A 17,966-nucleotide genomic window follows, 5' to 3' on the forward strand; every position below is an offset into this window, starting at 1 on the left:
GCCATCGACGCCGAACGCTGGCTCGCCGACCACGAAGAAACCGACGTGGACGCCTCGGTCACACCCGCGATCGGCCGGGAACCGTTGCGTAGCTAGCGTTTACGTCTCGGCCGCCGCGTCGCTAAGTCACAGGCGCCACTTGCGCTTCTGCGCGCGGCGGTATGTCTTTTGCCCGCCTCTGAGCGACAATCCGCCGGAGGCGGGGGCTGAAATAACGCTTTACGCGTCGCCCGACGTGAACACGACGTCGGGGTTGAGGATGCCGGCCGGGTCGAAGCTCGCCTTGATGCGGCGCATCAGGTCGACCTTGACCGGATCCTCGAGCTCCACGAAGTACGGGGCCTTGGCACGGCCCAGGCCGTGCTCGCCGGAGATCGCCCCACCCAATTCCATTGCCAGCGCGAAGATGTCGGTCAGCAGCTTCTTTCGGATCGCCGGGTCCGGGCAGAAGATGGCCAAGTGCACGTTGCCGTCGCCGGCGTGCCCGCAGCCCGCAGCGGCGGCTCCGGCCGCCGCGGCCAGACCGCGCGCACCGGAGAGGAACTTCGGCATCGCGCCACGCGGCACCACGGTGTCGATCAGGTCGTCGGCGTTGAGCGCCTTGAGCGTCCAGAACGCCTTCTCGCGCGCCTCGATGAGCTTGCGCGCCGAGCCACCCTCGAGCACATAGGCATCCACGGCACCCAACCCGGCCAGTAGTTCACCGGTCTTCTCGACGTCCTCGTCCAGCCGATCCGCGGTCCGATTCTCAAGCGCCACAACCAGATACGCCTGACAGCTATCGCGGACGTTATCGGGCACGCCGAGCTCGAGGTTCTGGGTATGGACCAGCGCCGCCATCGTCACGCTGTCGACGTACTCGAGGATGTAGGGCGACAGGCCGCTGATCAGGACCTTGGGCACCGCCGCCATGACCTGATCGAAGTCGGCGAACGGGGCCAGCACGGTGGCGCTGTGGTCGAGGCGCGGATGCAGCTTGACCGTCACCTCGGTGGCCAAAGCCAGGGTGCCTTCGGAGCCGACGATGAGCTGGGTCAGGTCGTAACCGGTGGAGACCTTGGCGATCTTGCCGCCGGTGCGGATGAGCTCGCCGGTGGGCAGCGCGGCCTGCAGGCCGAGCACGTTGTGGCGGGCGATGCCGTACTTGACCGCGCGCATGCCGCCGGCGTTGGTGCCCACGTTGCCGCCGACGCTGGACGACAGCTCGCCCGGGTGCACCATGTATCGCAGGCCGGTGCCGGCGGTCGCGTCGTCCAATTCGCTGAGCGTCACGCCCGGTTGGACGACGGCGACCTGGTTGGTGACGTCGACCTCCAGCACGGCATTCATCCGCTCGAAGGAGATCAGCAGCCCGTCGGCGCGGGGAATCGCCGCGCCCGACAAGCCGGTGCCCGAACCCCGGGCCGTCACCGGCACGTGGTTTTCCGTGGCGAGCTCGAGCAGGTGTGCGACTTCGTCGGCGGTCTCGGGTTTGGCCAGGTATGCCGGCTTTTGCGGCGGCTTGGTCAGCACCTCGTCGTGCGCGTAGTCCTCGGAAATGGCGTCGCCCGTCAGCAAGTTGTGCTCGCCGACGATCGTCGCGAACTGCGCCGTCATGTCGGTCATCGAAGGCCTCACCCTCTTCTTGCCGGACAGCTCACTGTATCGGTGCTGCGCACGGCGCTGGGGAAGAAAATTGGGCGTCCCTGCCGCTAGGGTGGGTGTGGCGCAATTCGCGCAGGCCGGTGCCGTGGGTAGTCGGCCGCCGGACAATAGCGACCATCAGCGGTGTCTCGGAGTAGCGACACGCGTGAGGCTGCGCACGTTATCTCGACGCCTGATTCGGGAACTCGCGTGCTGGACTGCGTTTAGAAAGGATTGCTCAATTGACCTCCTCGTCCCGCGGTTCGCGGCTCGGTACCCGGTTCGGGCCGTACGAGCTGCGATCACTGATCGGCGCCGGGGCAATGGGCGAAACCTACCGGGCGTACGACACGGTTAAGGACCGGATGGTCGCGCTCAAGCTGTTACGTGGCGAGACGGCCGCGGACCCTGGCTTCCAGCAACGTCTTTGGCGCGAGTGCCGGAAGGTGACGCGGCTCCAGGAGCCCCACGTGCTCCCGCTGCACGACTTCGGCGAGATCGACGGGGTCCCCTTCATCGACATGCACCTTGTCGACGACGGCGGCAGCCTCAAGGACCTGCTGCGCGAACAGGGTGGCCTGGAGCCGTCGCGCGCGGCGTCGATCACCGCGCAGGTGGCGCGCGCGCTGGACGCCGCGCACGCCGCGGGGTTGGTGCACCTCGACCTCAAGCCGGAGAACATTCTGCTGACCCACGACCACTTCACCTACCTGGCCGACTTCGGCATCGCCGCGGCCGCCGGCGACGAAAGCCTTTCGCGGACCTACATGGCGCCCGAGCGATTCACCACCGGACGCATCGGTCCGCAGACCGACATCTACTCGCTGGCGTGCGTGCTCTACGAGTGCCTCACCGGACAGCCGCCTTTCGAGGGCGACGACGCGGGGGAGTTGAAGCGCGAGCACCTGCTGGCGCCGGCGCCCCGGCCCAGCATCATGCGCCGTGGCGTCGGCCGGGAGTACGACGAGATCATCAGCCGGGGTATGGCCAAACAGGGTGCCGCGCGATTCGGTTCCGCGGGTGAGCTTGCGCGAGCCGCCAGTGAGGCGGTGTTCGCGGCTTACGAGCCGGTTGCCGCCGCGGCCGGCCGGAGCTCGCCACCCCTTCGCACGCGCCCATTGCCGACGGTCTCCCTTGCGGAGCTCGATGAGCCCAGCGCGCCCGCGCTGCCTGCTGCGCCTGTTCGCACGTGGCATTGGCCGGCGGTTGGCCGCACACCGATCGTCGTGACCGCCGTGGCAGTAGTCGTGCTGATCGCCGGGCTGGTGTTGTCGGTGAATCTGGTTGGCGGCACTCATGACAACGCGTCGCCGCCGCCACAGACGTCGAAGGGAGCGGTGCCCCCGGCCCCGACGACCTCACCGGCGCCGCTGACGCCGACGTTGTCGCGTCCGGTGAAGGGTGCCGACGGGTTAGGGTTCGTCGGCGAGACGGCGCGCTGTGACCCGGGCAATCCGCCGGCCGCCGTGGTGCGCACTGCCAAGTCTTTGGCGGTGGTGTGTAAAAACCTCAGCGGCACTTATTATTACCGCGGCGAGCGGATTCGCGACGGGGCCCACATCGAGCTCTCCAACGCCGAGCCGGTCGAGGACGGATTCGATGTCACCAATCCGGTCGACGGCGTCGTCTACGAGGTACGGCCGAACCGGCTGCGGATCATCAGCTACGGTCACGTCGATTCGTCCGAACCGGTGTTGCAATACGCTACGGCGACGTAAGTTGGGCGCGCGCAGTGCGTTTCGGCTCACCGACGTGCCACGGAATAGTGCGAGCCTTGGCCTCATACGTCACTTGGGTAACGGCTTTCCGACCATAATGTGATTCCCAAACGTGCTAGCGGATGTGCGAGCGCTTTTGGAATGGGGTTCATAAGTCCGACGCTCTGCGTCCCGTGCGGACTGTTCGGCCTGGTTAAGCTTGAAAAATAGAGCATAGAAGCTTGACAGTTGCTAAACGGTCAATGCATGCTATTTATGCGTGTAATCCCAAGCACAAGGAGTGAAGTGGCAACTCCGAGGAGGACAAGCCCCCGACCTGACAGCTCTATGCCTGATATAACACGCATAGGGCGGGCCTTCGCGGAACGACGAGTCGAGCTGCGTCTCACGCAACAAACTCTGGCCGACCTAGCCGGCGTCTCGCGCTCCAGCGTCCAATCACTCGAACGGGGAAGCGGCGGGGTCAAGTTCGGGTCCGTCGTCCAGATCGCCGAGGTTCTCGGTATGCACATCGGCGTGAGCGCAACGGCCGAATGACCAGATCTCGCCGCCTCGATCTACGCGACGTCACCGAGGCTGACGTGTATATCGGTGAAGACCTCGCTGCTCACCTGACTCGCGAACCCTCGGACACGATCAGCTTCAGTTACACCGCCGACCAACGTCCGGCCGAATCGAACATTCGGGAACGGTCGGTATCGTGGTCCCTACTTCGGTCCGGCGAATATCCCGTTGTCACTACGGGAGGCGCCGTTCCGCCGTTCTTCGCGGGGCTACTTCCCGAGGGAGTACGGCTGGGCGTGGTGACCTCGTCGACGAAAACCTCGGCCGACGATCACCTCACATTGTTGCTGGCGATCGGCGCAGACACCATCGGCAACGTCCGGGTCGTGCCCGCGGATGCGGCACCGGCTCGGCCGCTGCCAATGTTTGAGCCCGAGCGCGACAACGACTTTCGTGCCGTGTTTGCGCGATTGACCGGTTCGGTCGACGCAGACCCTGTGGGTCTGGCCGGAGTACAACCTAAGGTCAGCGCCGCGATGCTGTCTGCACCGGCCCAAACCCGTTCCGGGCCGGCGATACTCAAGCTCAATCCCGTCCAGTATCCGCTGATCGTCGAGAACGAGCACTTTTTCATGACGATGGCTGCCGCGTGCGGGCTTCGTGTCGCCCCGACATCGCTGCTGCATGATGTCAAGGGGAGCAGTGCCTTGCTGGTAACCCGATTCGACCGGGCAGGGGCGACGCGGATAGCGCAGGAGGACGCATGCCAGGTCGCGGGAATCTATCCCGCGTCGAAGTACCGCATGAAAAACGAGACCGCAATTACAGCCCTTGCCGATGCTTGCGGACGCGGTGGCGGGTCTAAGCCTGCGGCTGTCCTCGAATTATTGAAAGTCGTTGTCTTTTCCTGGCTTATCGGCAACGGGGACCTGCACGGCAAGAACTTGTCGATCTACAACCCAGATGGTATCTGGCAACCGACGCCCGCGTACGATCTGCTCTGCACCCAGCCTTATATGCGCTGGCGCGACCCCATGGCGCTCAACCTTTTTGGCCGAGCCAACCGGCTCACTCGCAGCGACTTCGTGGATGCTGGTGAGCGCCTTGGTCTACGGCCACGCGCCTCCACGCGAATGATCGACGCGATTGTCGATGCGGCACATGATTGGCCGGACAAGTGCGGTGAAATCGGTTTCGATGAGCGGCAAACGAGACTTCTCGCGCAGATGCTGCGCAGGAGAATCGATAGTCTGCGATAGCCAGCGGCCTAGTCAGGTCTGCGGCCCCCAGCCCGGCTGCAGTGGCGGCAGATCGCTCAGTTCAGGATCGGGTGGCTCCGTTCCGTCGTCCTCATCGTCGATCCACCGGCGACCGTACTGGTCCGGAATATCGCCCCACCCGAGATAGGCGAGCGGGGACCTCGGCACAATCCCCAATTCGTCTTCCGGTTCGATCAGTTCCGGTCCCACTGTGCACAGATGTGTCCAACCGTCGCCGAAATCGAACTCGTACACGAATTGCTCACCCAACGACAGGGTGGACAGTTTTGTCGCGGCGGCATCGAGGAAGCCCTGGTCTAAGTCGTCGAACTCGGGCTGGCCGATCGCCCTGCCGTCGCTCAGCTCGAATTTGCAGAGATGCGCGCGGTCCCAGCGGGCGAAGGCGGTGTCGATCGCCTCAGCGAGTTGACTGAACCGATGGTTGCGATTTGCGGCGGAGATTCGGCCAGGCCGCGGCCAATAGTCCTCCCCGCGGCCGCTGACCAGATCGACCCTGATCGACAACCATGTTCGCGCCATGGCTAGCCATGATGCAGCCGGACTCCCTTGGTGCGCAAGGGTCACCACAGTCGCATTGTTTCTCGGCTCTGGGTGGCCGGAAGCATTAGTAACCAATGCCTTTGCTTGGCGCCCGGAACCGATAGGGCGTGGCTGACGAGCCCGATTCCTGCGCCGAGGATGGGCCAGATCGGCCAGAAATAGGTGGCGTTGGTCGTCATGGCAACCGCTGCCCAGACGGTGAGCACGATGACGCACATGGCGAGGTACGCGTAAAAGTGGGCGCGGAGTCCGCGGCGGGCCGCGGCGACGCGAGCGGCACGCCGACGGGGATCGTGACGCCGGATGCGATCGAGTGGCAGGCCCGCGGTGAGTTCGTGTAGTTCCTGGGCCGTGTGCGTCTGGAAGACCGTTTGCAGCCGTTGGTCGTACTCGTCCACCTGCAGGTAACCCTGGGCGAGCGCCTGACCGAGCAGGTCGGCCGTGTTCTCCCGGTCGCGGGTGCCGGCGAGGGTGGTTGTGGTTTCAGGGAGGTTCGACATTTCGTCTCCTGGGGCGCCGATGTGAATAGCATTAACATAAAGCATAATGTTAATCTCGTCAACATGTCAGCGAAGCGGTCGACCGTCGGGCGGCGTCGGAGCTATCACCACGGCGATCTGAAGCGCGCGCTGACCAGCGCGGCCTTATCGCTGGTGGCCGAGAAGGGGCCCAAAGGATTCACCCTCACCGAGGCGGCGCGGCGCGCCGGGGTCAGCGCCGCGGCGCCCTACCGGCACTTCGCCGACAAGGCCGAGCTGCTGGCCTCCGTCGCCGAACAGGGATTCCGCGACCTGCACGCCGCGCTGGCCGCGGCGGCCGACCGCGTAACGGATCCCAAGGAGCGGGTCATCGAGCTCGGTCGCGCGTATGTGCGGTGGGCAATCGCCCATCCGGACCACTATCAGGTGATGTTCGGCGCGGAGTCGCTGAAGGCAGAGCAGCCGAGCATGGCGACGGCCGGCGAGCAGGCGTTCGGCGACCTGCTCGACGCGATCACCAAGTGCCAGGAAGCGGGGATCGCCGGCGGTCGGGACCCGCGGGAGGTGGCCGCGCCGCTCTGGTCGCTGGTGCACGGCATCGCGTCCCTTGCCATCGGTGGCCAACTGAGCGCCGTCGGGATTGTTCAAGCCCCCGACGAAGTGATCGCGAGAGTTGTGGCGCAAGTGCTTTGAGCGATCACCACGGGCGGGACGTTTCCCGGCTGGCTCCGGGGGTGAACGTGACCGGGAGCTTGCCCAGACCGGTCATGCTCGGGTTGCCCAGGTATTGGTGGACGTTGTCGACGTCGACCTGATAGTCGGGGATGCGGTCGAGCACCGCCTTGACCATCACCGCCGACATGAGCCGCGTCAGGTGCGATCCGATGCAGCGGTGCGGTCCCAGCCCGAAGGCGACGTGGCGGTTGGGTGCGCGATCGAGGATGATCTCGTCGGGTCGGGCGAATTCGTTTTCGTCGTGGTTGGCCGATAGCCAGCTGATGACGACGCGATCGTTTTTTCTCAGGCATTGGCCGCCGACGACGACGTCGTGAGTGACTGTGCGGCTAAGGGTTTGGTTGACCGAGAAGTAGCGCAGGAATTCGTCGGTGGCGGTGCGGTAGAGCTCGGGGTGGTCGATGAGTTGCTGTCGGAGGTCCGGGTGGGTGCCCAGGTGCAGCAGGGTGAGCGCGGTTTGGGAGGTGGTGGTGTCGACGCCGCCGCCGATGAGGTTCCACAGGATGTTGAGCAGCTGTTCGTCGGTGAGGCGGCGGCCGTCGACTTCGAACTGCAGGAGGAAGCTGGTCAGGTCGTCTTTCGGGTTGCGCCGCCTGGTTGTTGCGAACTCGATGACTTCTTCCATCATGGCGGGCACTTTGGCGATCGCGGTGGCGTATTCGTCGCTGTCTTGCGCGACGGCCATGACGGAGTGAAAGAGGTTGGCGTACAGGTGCCAGTTGTCGTAGGGCAGACCCATCAGCTTCATGGTCAGGATGGCCGGGACCGGGCTGGCGTAGTCGAGCACCAGGTCCATCTGTCCGTCGGCGATGCGCTGGTCGAGGAACCAGTAGGCGGACTGCTCCATGAAGGGCTTGAGTTTTTCGACGGCGCCGGGGGAGAAGAACGGGGCCAGCGCGTGCCGCAGGGCTTGGTGGTAGGGGCCGTCGACCTCGCCGATGCCCAGGGCCGGTTGGCCATCGGGGCGCGGGACGCCCATCTCGCCCTGGTAATTCACGCCGTCTGGTGCGTCGGGTTCGTATTTGTGGGCGAACGTGTCGCCGTCTCGGGCGGTGTGGCTCACGGCGTCGTAGCTGCTGAGGAACCAGAACCCGCCGTAGTTCTCGTTCCACGCCACCGGACATCGTTGCCGCAGTTCGGCATTGATGGCCAGCTCGTTGATGTTGAACGCGTCGGAATGATGGTCGAAGTCAACGATCGCGTCTGCGCTGACGTTCGGACGTGTGGCCATCGAAAGCCCTCCAAGGAAGGGGGTTCGCCTAGCTGGCGGTGGCGGATGCTTATTGGTTTATCTTTGCATTATTACGCGTTTAGGAGGCGTGGAGCGGTAGAGATTCGTGTTCGTCAGTGGTCTGACTTGCTGCGGAGGTTTTGTTGAGTAGTCATCGGACGGTTTTCAATCACGTTGGGTTATGCGTGACGGACCGCGAGCGGTCGCGCCGGTTTTACGAGGGCCTGCTGGGGTTTGAGTTCTGGTGGGAACTCGACCCGCCCGACGGTGCGACATCGCAGCTGGTGGGGTTGCCCGAGCCGCTCGGCGTGCACGCGACCTATCTGGTGCGTGACGGGTTCGTGCTCGAGTTGATGGACTACTCGAAGCGTCGGGTGCACGCCGGCTCGGAGCGGGTGATGGATCAGCTCGGGCTGACGCACATCTCGTTCTCGGTGTCGGATCTTCCCGGAGTATTGGCTCGGGTGACGGAGTTCGGGGGAGCCGTGGTCGATTCGTCGGTGTCGGCGGGCGCGGCGATGATCCGGGATCCGGATGGGCAGTTGTTGGAGTTGCTTTCGGATGGGTGGTTGGCTGCGTTGCCGCCGCGGCCTTAGGGCGGTTTCGCTGGGCCCCGCGCTGTGTTTCGCCCCAGCATTTCGCGGTTTCGCGGCGCGTTGTCGACGAACTCATAATCCGTCGGTCGCGGGGTTTGACCATCGCCTGCCCCATCATCATTCCAGGTAGACCCACGGAGCGCCCTGAGACGGCAATTTGCATGACGGTCCGACTTAGCCGGAGTGCGGGTCCCCTAGCGCCTGCCACGCGACGATGTTTTGGCCATCAAGCGCGCGCCGCCTTGGCAACTTTGCTCGGGCTGCGGCCGCAAGGCAGTAGTTCTGACAATTTCACTGCGAAAAGCATCCTCGACCCGCTACGCTGCCGTCCGGGGTGGGCACCCGTCAATTTCAGTATCAACTTGCGGGTGGCACATGCGCGTTCAAATTTTGATTGCTGCGGCGGCTATTTCAGGAGGGGCGTTAGGCATAACGCCAGCAGTCGTCGCGAGCGGGCCGACGACTTTTCTGGCAGGTTGCGGCCACGGCTACTACCAGAACTCGGATGGGCAGTGCATTCCTAGCCCAACCGCCGGAGGCGCTCCGGGCATCAGCGGTGGCACTGGCGGCAACCCGGTTCTTGTAGGTGGTGCTGGCGGCAACCCTCCGGGCCTCGTTGGTAGTCCTGGCAGCAATCCCTCAGGAGTTGGCGGCGGCACTTCCGGCGCTCCCCCTCCGGGCGCGACCGCCGTGTGTCGGGATGGCGACTACTCATTCAGCGCCCACCACACAGGAACGTGCTCGGGCCACGGCGGTGTTAAGCAGTGGTTGAGCAACTGACTGTCAGCCCTAGGTTTGAGAAGAGAGTTCGGCGTTTGGGATATCACGATTGCCCGCACTAGCGAATGAAGATCACCTGTGCTCAAAGCGCGCTTGATAACCCTCAGGCCATCGAGTCAGTTGTAAGCCGTGCTTCCCGGTTCGGGATGCGTCGTACTAATGAGCTTGGCGGCGCAGTGGTCTCGATCAAATCCTTTTGAACTGCACCATGCGAGTGGACCGCTTGAATCGGCGAAGGTGATGCCGACAACCGTGACCCAAAAGTCCGGCGCCGAAAACGTTGACCAATCGCCCGACCAAAGCAATTTCACGTTGGGATAGCGCTGTCTGAGCTGTAGGTGTTCCTGCAGCGTCCTCGCGTTATCCCACACAACGCCGCTATCGACGACGCCGGGACGCTTAGAGCTGAGTTGCGGCACCCAGTGGTCGGCAAGTTGCGCGCTCACGAAAGACCGATCGTCATTGGCGATCTGATGTAGCTGCTGCGTGGGATCCTGTGGTGTAAGTGTCGCCGCGTTGGGTAGTCGCGCCGGCTGGGTAGCCAATGGTGGTGTCTCATAAGTAGTTACAGGATTGGTGTAGGGAATCGGGGGCGCCGTGGTGGACTCTGAGTTGCTCGAGTCTCGTTGGGACCGTGCAGCGATGATAAGTCCGATGCCGCCCACTAACAGCGCCACCGCGACCCCTACCACGGTCAACAAGATCAACTTTCTCGAGACACCTTGCTCCGCACCGCTTGCGCTTGTGGGACCCGTTGCGGGATAGGAGTATTGGGCGTTGAACGGCGGATAACTCGGCGGCGGATTACTGTAGTGGGGCGCCAGCAGTGTGTCTGTGCCGGCCGGGAGGATTGGGCCTGGCTCGATTGCCCGTTTCGCCGCACGTCCTAGCGCGCCGGCGCTGCCGTAACGGTCATCCGGGTGCTTTGCCATGCCGCGGGCAATCACGTCGTCAAAGGACGCTGGAACATGGAAATTGACCAAGCTTGGTCGCGGAGGCGGCGATGACAGGTGGGCTCGGATGGCCTGCTCGGCGCTATGCACCGGGAAAGGTTTGGCGCCAGTGAGCGCCTCGTAAAGAACGCATGCCAACGAATAGACGTCGACCGCTGAGGTTGCTTCCTCGTCACCGAATCGCTCGGGAGCCATGTAGTCGAAGCTCCCGACTGTGTATCCCGTCATCGTCAGGTGCGTGTCACCCCTCACTTCGGCGATGCCAAAGTCGACCAGATATGCGAAATCCTCTGGCGTGATAATGATGTTTTGGGGTTTCACGTCACGATGAATCAGGCCTACGGCGTGGGCAGCATCTAACGCCGACGCGATCTGCCGGATGAGATCGGTCGCGCGCTGCGGTTCAAGGGCGCCCTTCTTGAGAATTTCGTGGAGTGTCAGGCCCCGGACCAGTCGCATATCGATGTAGAGAACGCCGTCGATCTCGCCCCAGTCATGGATAGGGATGACATGCGGCTCCTGCAGGACTGCGGCGGCGCGCGACTCGCGCAGAAATCGAGCACGGAAGGTTTCATCATTGGCGTATCTAGCCGTAAGTACCTTCAAGGCAACGGTTCTGCCTTTGTTGGTGTCGTAAGCCTCGTACACCTCACCCATGCCGCCCTCACCAAGCAGCTGCCTGATTTCATATTTGCCGAATTTGCTGCCGACGAGCGACACGACACCCTCCTGCGTTCTATCGCCGGGGCCAGTATCTGACGGAGTGCTGCGGCTGCGCAGGGCTTTTACCTACATAGGTTTGTATTATTTGTTATTGGCGAGGTCCCGAACTCGGAGTGGACGGGTCATTGCGGCATCGCCTCCCTCCAGCGGGCGCAAACCGCACTCCATTGGACATGCCAAAGGGCATGCTGATGGCTATCCACCAGCTCGACGCCGCCGATGCACCGCGGGCCGTGTGAGCTTGCCGGCCGTTTCGACGCCGATCGTGCGCCACGCAGTCTGAAACCCTTCCGGCTACCAGCTTGATTTCACCGCGATAACTGCCCGCGTGTCGGTGCGGCATTTTCGCCAAATTTCCGTTAAATCTCCGTCCAGGGCCACAACCTGAATTTCTTTTGGGCACATCTACAAGCCGTCGCGGCGGCCCCGGAGCGGACACCCATGACGAGCACCTCGCGGGCAAAGGTCGCCAGCGCCGCACGAACGCTGCGCCGGGCCGTATGGTTGTCCGCGGTGGCGGCGTTGCCGCTGATATTGGCCGATGGGGTGCATGCGAGCCCGGGCGCTCCCGTCCCCGACGCCGACCATGAGTTGGGAATGTATGGCGATCCCGTCGCCGCCGCGCCCTACTGGCGCCAACAACAAGCTTCCGATTGTGGGGAAATGGCCGTGGCCGATGTGGTCGGCGAGATGACGGGACGCGAGCCAACCGAACAGCAGATGATCACTTTGGCCGAAAACACACCGAGCGCAGCGGGTCACAAACCGATTTGGAAGCCAACGGGCACGACCGATATCGCCGACCTTCCGATACTGCTGTGGCACTACTGGATCAGAGCCGACAACATCCAGACCGATACCGCCGCCGTCGCCCGCAAGCTGGCGGGAAACCACAAGGTCATCGTCATCGTCAATGCCGAAACAATCTGGAACCGGCCCGGGAAGCGGAACTCTGCAAACCACTTTGTGGTGGTCACCGGCATAGACAGCAAGGCCGGTGTGGTGCATCTCAACGACAGCGGCATCAGCACCGGACGCGACGAGCAGGTTCCCATCGCCGTCTTCGAGCGGGCGTGGGCCCCGAACTACAACTCGGCTATCGTGACCAAGTGACGATCGGCCATCCGAAAGCGAAATAACCTGCGATCCAACGCAATCGAAGGGTCCGGCGGGACACCAAGCCGGGCCCGCGGGTAGAGCCCTAACGCGATAGCACATGAACGACAACGCTCTCTACCTCCGAACATCGGTGTTCACTACAGTCGAGGAATCCTTCCTAGAAGAGAAAGGGACTCGGGCGGATGACGCGAATGCCTTTGGCCAAAGCAGACGAGCAGCCGGAACAGATTCGGCAACTCCTCACCCGTCCCGACACCCTCGACGTGCTTCGACTAATCGCCAATGCCCCCAACATATTCGAGAGCTGGGCGCAGATGGCCGGCCAGCTCTTCGAAAGCCCCACCTTCGCTCCGCGGATGCGTGAAATCATCATCCTGCGGGTGGCCCACATGCAGGACTCGCCCTATGAGCTCGCCCAGCACGTGGTCTTCGCCCGCAACGCGGGCCTGTCCGACCGACAAATCGACGCCTTTCAGAACAAAGCTGACCTAGACGCGGCCGGATTCAGCGGCGACGAACGTACCGTCATCGACACCGTCACCGAGTTGTGTACCACCCGCAGACTCAGCGACGACACCTTCGCCAGGGCCCACGCTCTGCTCGGCGACGAGGCACTCACCGAATTGCTGATGATCGTCAGCTGCTACTACGGCCTGGCGCTGGTGCTCAACGCCGTCGACCTCGACATCGACGCACAATGACCCGCATCCCCTATCGCCGGCCCGAAGACATGACCGAACTCGCCCGCGAATTGACCGCGCGGCGGGGCAATCTCAACGTGTACCGCGTGCTGGCCAACGCCGAGCAGGTGTTCACCGGATGGATGGTGGCCGGCGACGCCGCCCTGACCAGCCCGGTGCTGCCGAGGAGACTGCGCGAACTCATCGTCCTGCGCACCGCCTACCTCATGGACTGCGCCTACGAACTGGGCCAGCACAGGGATGTCGCACAAACGGTCGGCGTCGACAGCGCCACCATCAACGCCGTCACCTCCGAGTCCGATTGGCAAACAGGACAATTCGATCTCACCGAGCTTGCCGTGCTGCGCCTGACGACCGAACTGGTTACCACGCGCCACGTCGCGGCCCCGCTTTTCGACCAGGTCCACACGGCTCTCGGGTCGGAGGCCACCGTCGAAGCGCTGATGGTCATCGGTCGATATGCGGGCCTGGCGCTGATGCTCAACGCGCTCGACGTCGACCTCGACGACACCGCCCGACTCCCCGTGCCGCCGACGCGCCAGCAGGGCCTCCCGTAACCTTCATGGTGTGGTGGTGCGAAAGCAGCCCTCGACCCGCCTGTCGGCCGAAGACTGGCTGGAGGTGGGTTACACCGTGCTCGCCGAGGAGGGAGTGCGCGCACTCAAGGTCGAACGCCTGTGCCGGCAGGCGGGCGTCACCCGCGGCAGTTTCTACTGGCACTTCGAAGACATCGAAGCCTATCGGGCGGCACTGGTCGAATCGTGGAACAAGTTTCTCGAACGCGCCCGCCAGGCGCTGTCCGAGCTCGACGCGCTGCCACCCCGGGAACGCTTGTCGGCCATGATGATCAACCTGGTCAGCCCTCAGAACTGGATGCTGGAGCGTGCGATGCGCGAATGGGCACGCTTGGACCCGGTCGCCGCCGCCAATGTCCGCGAAGCCGACCGTCATTTGCTGCTCACCGTCACGAAGGCCTACCGCGACTACGGTTTCAGCCACGAGGAGGCGACACTACGCGCGGGGGCGACCTTCGCCGCAGGAATCGGACTGCTGCACCTCACCGACTCCGCCGAGCAGGCCCAAGCGGTGGCTCAACGAGAACGGTTCCTGGCCCTGATGCTGGGGGAGACGCCCGGCTCAGACCATGGCGATGGGTGAGATTTTCGCACCGATCGCCAACGCCCCGGCCAACTCTCGGCTGGTGTCGTAGTCGAACACGACGTGGCCCGCGGCGATGTCCACATCTCGCTTGGCCCGCTGCATCGGGCTCGACAAGAAATGGGCGCTCGCGCCGGAGGCCTCCATGAGATCGGCGATGATCGCGCGACTTTCGTGCACGGTACGCGCTGCCGCCAGTCGTGCGTCGGACCGCATCGATCGGCTCACCCGTTCATCGCTGACCACGATCGTCTCGATATCGTCGGCGGTCTTGGCGACCAAGGCTCGCAGCGAGCTGAGCCGTACCCGGGCCTCGCCCAGCCGGATCTGTGCGGCGGGCTGATCCTTCTGCGCCACCCCGCTGTAGGCGAGCACGCGCCCGCTGAGCCGCTCGGCGAACAGTTCGGTCACGCGTTCAGCGGTTCCGAGCACGGGCATGGACGCCGTCAGCGCCAGCGCCGGGACCATCGGCCATCGGTAGGTCGGGACCCCGTGCTCACGCGCGCCCGGTGCCGTCCCGCCGTAGATGTCGGCCACGGCGACCAGTCGATGCTCGGGCACGAGAGCGTCGGTGATGACGAGATCGTGCGAGCCGGTACCGCGCATGCCGGCCGTGTGCCAGGTGTCGACGACCTCGACCTGCTCGGCGGGCACCACGGCCAGCGCCGGATCGATCCGGTCCGGCCGGTCGACGAGCACGCCGACGATGACCCAATCGGCATCCATCGCGCCCGTCGCCCAGGACCACCTGCCGGTCAGGCGCACTCCGCCGTCGGCCGGTACGCCACGGCCGGTAGGGGCCAGGGGAGCCGGCGCTAACACGGGCCCCGATGCGAAAACCTCATCCTGAACGCGCGGATCGAACAGCGACAGCATCCAGTTGTGCAGCGCGTAGAAACCGAGCGTCCAGGCGCTCGATGCGCAGCCATGCGCCATTCGCCGAATCGGTTGCAGCAGTTCGGGAAACGAGGCTTGGATGCCGCCGAATCGTGCGGGCAGCAGCAACCGGAACAGGTCGGTCTGCTTGAAGTCGCTGATCGTCGCGGCGGGCAGGCGTCGCATTCGCTCGGCCTCCTCGGCCCGATCGGCCAGGCGCGCCACGAAGTCGTCGGTGACGCCGTGCAGGGGGCGGCTTTCGACCAGGGACATGCCGTCGACCCTAACATACTTTTTAGTATGTACACGGAGGCGATGCTCCGATCCGCCCGAAAGACGATCGTTGCCAGCGTTTTTTGCCGGTCGTCAAGCCCCGACGTGCCAATTGCTACCATCGCGCGGTGAGTGATCGCCCCGGTGGGCTGCGATCCGTCGCTCGCCGCGACGTCCTGAAGATCGCAGGTGTGATGCCGGCGATCGTGGCCGCCGGAGCGTTGCTGCGGGCCCCGCGCGCGGCGGCCGGGGTGGCCGCAATGTCGGTTTTCCTCGACCCGGGCCACAACGCCGTGAACGACGCCTCGATCAACCAGCAGGTCCCTAACGGCCGCGGCGGCACCAAGCCCTGCCAGACCTCGGGCGCCGTTGGCGACGACGGATATCCCGAGCACGCGTTCACCTGGGCGGTGGTGGGCTTGATCAACGATTCGCTGAACCAGTTGGGCGTTCGAACCCAGCTGTCGCGTGATGGCGACAGCGGAGTCGGCCCGTGCATCGACCAACGCGCGGCCGCGGCCAACGCCATGCACCCCGATGCGATCGTGAGCATCCATGCCGACGGCGGGCCCGCATCCGGCAGCGGATTCCACGTCAACTACTCCAGCCCGCCCCTGAGCGACGTCCAAGCCGGACCAGCGGTACAGCTGGCGCATGCGATGCGGGATGCCTTGGTCCAGTCCGGTTTACAGCCGTCCAACTACATCGGCTCGGACGGCCTCTACGGCCGCGACGACCTCGCCGGGCTGAACCTGGCCCACTATCCCGCGGTCCTGGTCGAACTGGGCAACATGAAAAACGCCGGTGACTTGGCGCGAATGGAAAGTCCGGACGGTCGGGCCAAATATGCCGCCGCGGTCACCCAGGGGATAGTCGCCTTTCTGAACTCCAAAGCCCCGACCGGGTAGCTCAAGCTAATTACCCGACGTGCTGCGGACGTTCGTCAGCTAACTCCCGTGATGGGTGGGAGTCGGCAGCGGTCCCTTGCAGTTAACTTTAGAGGCAACCGGGCAGCGAACGCCCGGCCGCAACCTAAATTGCGCGGCCGCGCGGCGCGCCACTATATATAGCAGTACCGAAAGGTACTTCTCGTGGAAAAAGAGTGCGTCGTGCCTGCACCGACTATGTTGATTTGTTGCGGTGGGACGTCACGAGTTTCAAGGCATGTGGTGACGGTCAACGCCGCCGACTGGGCGCGCTGACGGGGAATGGGATGGCGATTTGATGAGGGGGATGGGTGACCAGCTCCTGCCCTGCACCAAGGGGCGCCGATGACATATAGCAGTGGTTATCAGGATCCTTTCGGTTGGGACCCGTTCGGGGGGCATGGGCCCGCGTTCGGCCACAACCAGCCCAGCCATCCGCCCACAGGACCGGCCGCCTTCCCGTCCGGGCCGAAGGTCAACACGTTGGCCACTCTGTCGGCCGTCTTCGCGTTCGTCTTCGCGCCGGCCGGTGCGGCGCTGGGCCATGTGGCGCTGTCCCAGATCCGCCAACGCCACGAGCGCGGCCGCGACCGCGCCATCTTCGGGTTGACGGCCTCGTACCTGATCATCGTGCTGGCGGTCGGCGCACTGGCGGTGTGGTTGGTGACCAGCGGTGGATCCGATTCGAACACGGTCAAGACCGCGGCCCCCAGCCCCTACGTGCCGCCGACCCCGCCCCGGACCACGGTGATCACCCCGCCGCCCGCGCAGCGCCCGAGCGTCTCCGTCGGCGACCTTCACGTCGGTGACTGCATCGAAGTGCAGCAGAACAAACCGGACCCGTCGGAGAAGGCGGATTTCATCACCATCTACCCGGTCAGGTGCGAAGTGCGCGAAGGCGTGCTGCAGGTGACCCAGCTGCTGTCCAACGACTCCTGCAAGACCCCCACGACGCTGTGGAACAAAACCAAGACCGTGTATGCCTGCATCGTCGACTTCAAGGGTTGAGTTGAGATGGGGCCGCACGGAAACGTCTCTCGTCGCTCATCACAGCGGTTCGCCGCTACAGCCGGTGGGGTGAATTGATGTACCCCAGCGAAGACCCTTTTGCACCGCAGTCCGGCGACCCGTTCGGTGGAACCCCGCCCACCGTGTCATACGGCGGCGCACCGACGGCCCCGGTCGGATACCCGGGTGCGCCGTTCGGCGGACAGCCGCCGCGCGCCGACTACAACACGCTGGCGGTGCTCTCCCCGGTCTTCGGGGTGATCGTTCCGCCCGCCGGCATCGTGATGGGCCATCTCGCGCTGCCGCAGATCAATCGCAGCGGCGAACGCGGACGTCCGGCCGCGATCGCCGGCCTGGTGATCGGCTACCTGATGTGCGTACTGCTGATCCTGGGCGGCGTGTATTGGGGCACCCGCCCAAGCAGCACAACGCCGGCGACCGCGTCCAGCTCCGCGCTGCCCAGGCCGCTACCGCCGCGGGTGATCACGTCGGTCGCACCGGGCACCACGGTGCCGCGCGGGCCGAAGCTCGACCTGGCGACCGTGCCGATCGGCACCTGCGTGGAGCTTCAGCTGCGCAACAGCACGGGCAACGACGCGCTGGACCTGTTCGGTGTCGACTGCGAGCACCGTGACGGGGTCTACACGGTCGCCGCGCGGGTGCGCTCGAACAACGAGTGCAACTCGGTGTATGTGGCCGCGCCTCCCGACCGTTCCTTCGCCCTCTGCCTGAACCCGTATTGA

At 64.5% G+C, this 17,966-nt stretch carries 19 protein-coding genes; 13 read left to right on the plus strand and 6 right to left on the minus strand.

All coding sequences use genetic code 11. The annotated features are described in order from the left end of the window. Positions 1 to 219: 219 nt before the first annotated feature. On the minus strand, positions 220 to 1,605 hold the full coding sequence (locus AC5Y4H_RS10725) for an FAD-binding oxidoreductase (RefSeq protein ID WP_499981276.1): 1,386 nt from the start codon (positions 1,603 to 1,605) through the stop codon (positions 220 to 222). Between the two features lie 260 nt (positions 1,606 to 1,865). On the opposite strand from AC5Y4H_RS10725, the gene AC5Y4H_RS10730 reads away from it, so the two are divergent. From AC5Y4H_RS10730 to AC5Y4H_RS10740, 3 genes are all read left to right on the plus strand, one after another. Continuing rightward, on the plus strand, positions 1,866 to 3,341 hold the full coding sequence (locus AC5Y4H_RS10730) for a serine/threonine-protein kinase (RefSeq protein WP_499981277.1): 1,476 nt from the start codon (positions 1,866 to 1,868) through the stop codon (positions 3,339 to 3,341). A 327-nt stretch (positions 3,342 to 3,668) separates the two neighbouring features. Next, entirely contained in the window at positions 3,669 to 3,878 is a 210-nt protein-coding gene (locus AC5Y4H_RS10735) for a helix-turn-helix domain-containing protein (protein ID WP_499981278.1), read from the plus strand. Further along, entirely contained in the window at positions 3,875 to 5,104 is a 1,230-nt protein-coding gene (locus AC5Y4H_RS10740; RefSeq protein WP_499981279.1) for a type II toxin-antitoxin system HipA family toxin, read from the plus strand. The genes AC5Y4H_RS10735 and AC5Y4H_RS10740 overlap by 4 nt, the downstream gene beginning before the upstream one ends. Positions 5,105 to 5,116: 12 nt before the next feature. Here the strand turns inward: AC5Y4H_RS10740 and AC5Y4H_RS10745 are convergent, their stop codons facing one another. Further along, positions 5,117 to 5,644 carry an IS1096 element passenger TnpR family protein gene (locus tag AC5Y4H_RS10745; protein WP_499981280.1) on the minus strand — a complete coding sequence of 176 codons (528 nt, stop codon included), beginning with the start codon at positions 5,642 to 5,644 and terminating at the stop codon, positions 5,117 to 5,119. 41 nt (positions 5,645 to 5,685) lie between these two features. After that, complete coding sequence (locus AC5Y4H_RS10750) at positions 5,686 to 6,165, minus strand: DUF1707 domain-containing protein (protein WP_499981282.1); 480 nt, start codon at positions 6,163 to 6,165, stop codon at positions 5,686 to 5,688. 63 nt (positions 6,166 to 6,228) lie between these two features. Between AC5Y4H_RS10750 and AC5Y4H_RS10755 the strand changes: the two genes are divergently transcribed. Further along, positions 6,229 to 6,837: a TetR/AcrR family transcriptional regulator gene (locus tag AC5Y4H_RS10755; protein WP_499981283.1), complete on the plus strand. Its 609-nt coding sequence runs from the start codon at positions 6,229 to 6,231 to the stop codon at positions 6,835 to 6,837. A gap of 4 nt (positions 6,838 to 6,841) precedes the next feature. On the opposite strand, the gene AC5Y4H_RS10760 is transcribed toward AC5Y4H_RS10755, so the two are convergent. Next, complete coding sequence (locus AC5Y4H_RS10760) at positions 6,842 to 8,110, minus strand: cytochrome P450 (protein ID WP_499981284.1); 1,269 nt, start codon at positions 8,108 to 8,110, stop codon at positions 6,842 to 6,844. Between the two features lie 143 nt (positions 8,111 to 8,253). On the opposite strand from AC5Y4H_RS10760, the gene AC5Y4H_RS10765 reads away from it, so the two are divergent. Both AC5Y4H_RS10765 and AC5Y4H_RS10770 read left to right on the plus strand, forming a co-directional pair. Then, the gene (locus AC5Y4H_RS10765; protein ID WP_499981285.1) at positions 8,254 to 8,706 is read left to right on the plus strand and encodes a VOC family protein; all 453 of its coding nucleotides are present in this window, start codon (positions 8,254 to 8,256) and stop codon (positions 8,704 to 8,706) included. 375 nt (positions 8,707 to 9,081) lie between these two features. After that, complete coding sequence (locus AC5Y4H_RS10770) at positions 9,082 to 9,486, plus strand: DUF3761 domain-containing protein (RefSeq protein WP_499981286.1); 405 nt, start codon at positions 9,082 to 9,084, stop codon at positions 9,484 to 9,486. Between the two features lie 116 nt (positions 9,487 to 9,602). On the opposite strand, the gene AC5Y4H_RS10775 is transcribed toward AC5Y4H_RS10770, so the two are convergent. Next, on the minus strand, positions 9,603 to 11,159 hold the full coding sequence (locus AC5Y4H_RS10775) for a serine/threonine-protein kinase (protein ID WP_499981289.1): 1,557 nt from the start codon (positions 11,157 to 11,159) through the stop codon (positions 9,603 to 9,605). Between the two features lie 444 nt (positions 11,160 to 11,603). On the opposite strand from AC5Y4H_RS10775, the gene AC5Y4H_RS10780 reads away from it, so the two are divergent. The 4 genes from AC5Y4H_RS10780 to AC5Y4H_RS10795 all read left to right on the plus strand — a co-directional run bounded on the left by AC5Y4H_RS10780 (position 11,604) and on the right by AC5Y4H_RS10795 (position 14,140). Beyond that, a complete protein-coding gene (locus AC5Y4H_RS10780) occupies positions 11,604 to 12,275 on the plus strand; it encodes a C39 family peptidase (RefSeq protein WP_499981293.1) in 672 nt (223 codons plus the stop codon). A gap of 188 nt (positions 12,276 to 12,463) precedes the next feature. Further along, on the plus strand, positions 12,464 to 12,982 hold the full coding sequence (locus tag AC5Y4H_RS10785) for a carboxymuconolactone decarboxylase family protein (protein WP_499981295.1): 519 nt from the start codon (positions 12,464 to 12,466) through the stop codon (positions 12,980 to 12,982). Then, positions 12,979 to 13,539: a carboxymuconolactone decarboxylase family protein gene (locus AC5Y4H_RS10790; RefSeq protein ID WP_499981297.1), complete on the plus strand. Its 561-nt coding sequence runs from the start codon at positions 12,979 to 12,981 to the stop codon at positions 13,537 to 13,539. The genes AC5Y4H_RS10785 and AC5Y4H_RS10790 overlap by 4 nt, the downstream gene beginning before the upstream one ends. Before the next feature lie 64 nt (positions 13,540 to 13,603). Beyond that, positions 13,604 to 14,140 carry a TetR/AcrR family transcriptional regulator gene (locus AC5Y4H_RS10795; RefSeq protein WP_499981603.1) on the plus strand — a complete coding sequence of 179 codons (537 nt, stop codon included), beginning with the start codon at positions 13,604 to 13,606 and terminating at the stop codon, positions 14,138 to 14,140. On the opposite strand, the gene AC5Y4H_RS10800 is transcribed toward AC5Y4H_RS10795, so the two are convergent. Next, complete coding sequence (locus tag AC5Y4H_RS10800) at positions 14,120 to 15,289, minus strand: acyl-CoA dehydrogenase family protein (RefSeq protein WP_499981299.1); 1,170 nt, start codon at positions 15,287 to 15,289, stop codon at positions 14,120 to 14,122. The two genes, AC5Y4H_RS10795 and AC5Y4H_RS10800, sit on opposite strands and share 21 nt — an antisense overlap. A gap of 128 nt (positions 15,290 to 15,417) precedes the next feature. Here AC5Y4H_RS10800 and AC5Y4H_RS10805 point away from each other — a divergent pair, with 128 nt between their 5' ends. From AC5Y4H_RS10805 to AC5Y4H_RS10815, 3 genes are all read left to right on the plus strand, one after another. Next, complete coding sequence (locus AC5Y4H_RS10805; RefSeq protein ID WP_499981303.1) at positions 15,418 to 16,197, plus strand: Rv3717 family N-acetylmuramoyl-L-alanine amidase; 780 nt, start codon at positions 15,418 to 15,420, stop codon at positions 16,195 to 16,197. 363 nt (positions 16,198 to 16,560) lie between these two features. Next, positions 16,561 to 17,223: a DUF4190 domain-containing protein gene (locus AC5Y4H_RS10810; protein WP_499981306.1), complete on the plus strand. Its 663-nt coding sequence runs from the start codon at positions 16,561 to 16,563 to the stop codon at positions 17,221 to 17,223. Between the two features lie 77 nt (positions 17,224 to 17,300). After that, a complete protein-coding gene (locus AC5Y4H_RS10815) occupies positions 17,301 to 17,966 on the plus strand; it encodes a DUF4190 domain-containing protein (RefSeq protein ID WP_499981310.1) in 666 nt (221 codons plus the stop codon).

The sequence above is a fragment of the Mycobacterium sp. NGS58 genome (assembly GCF_059812385.1).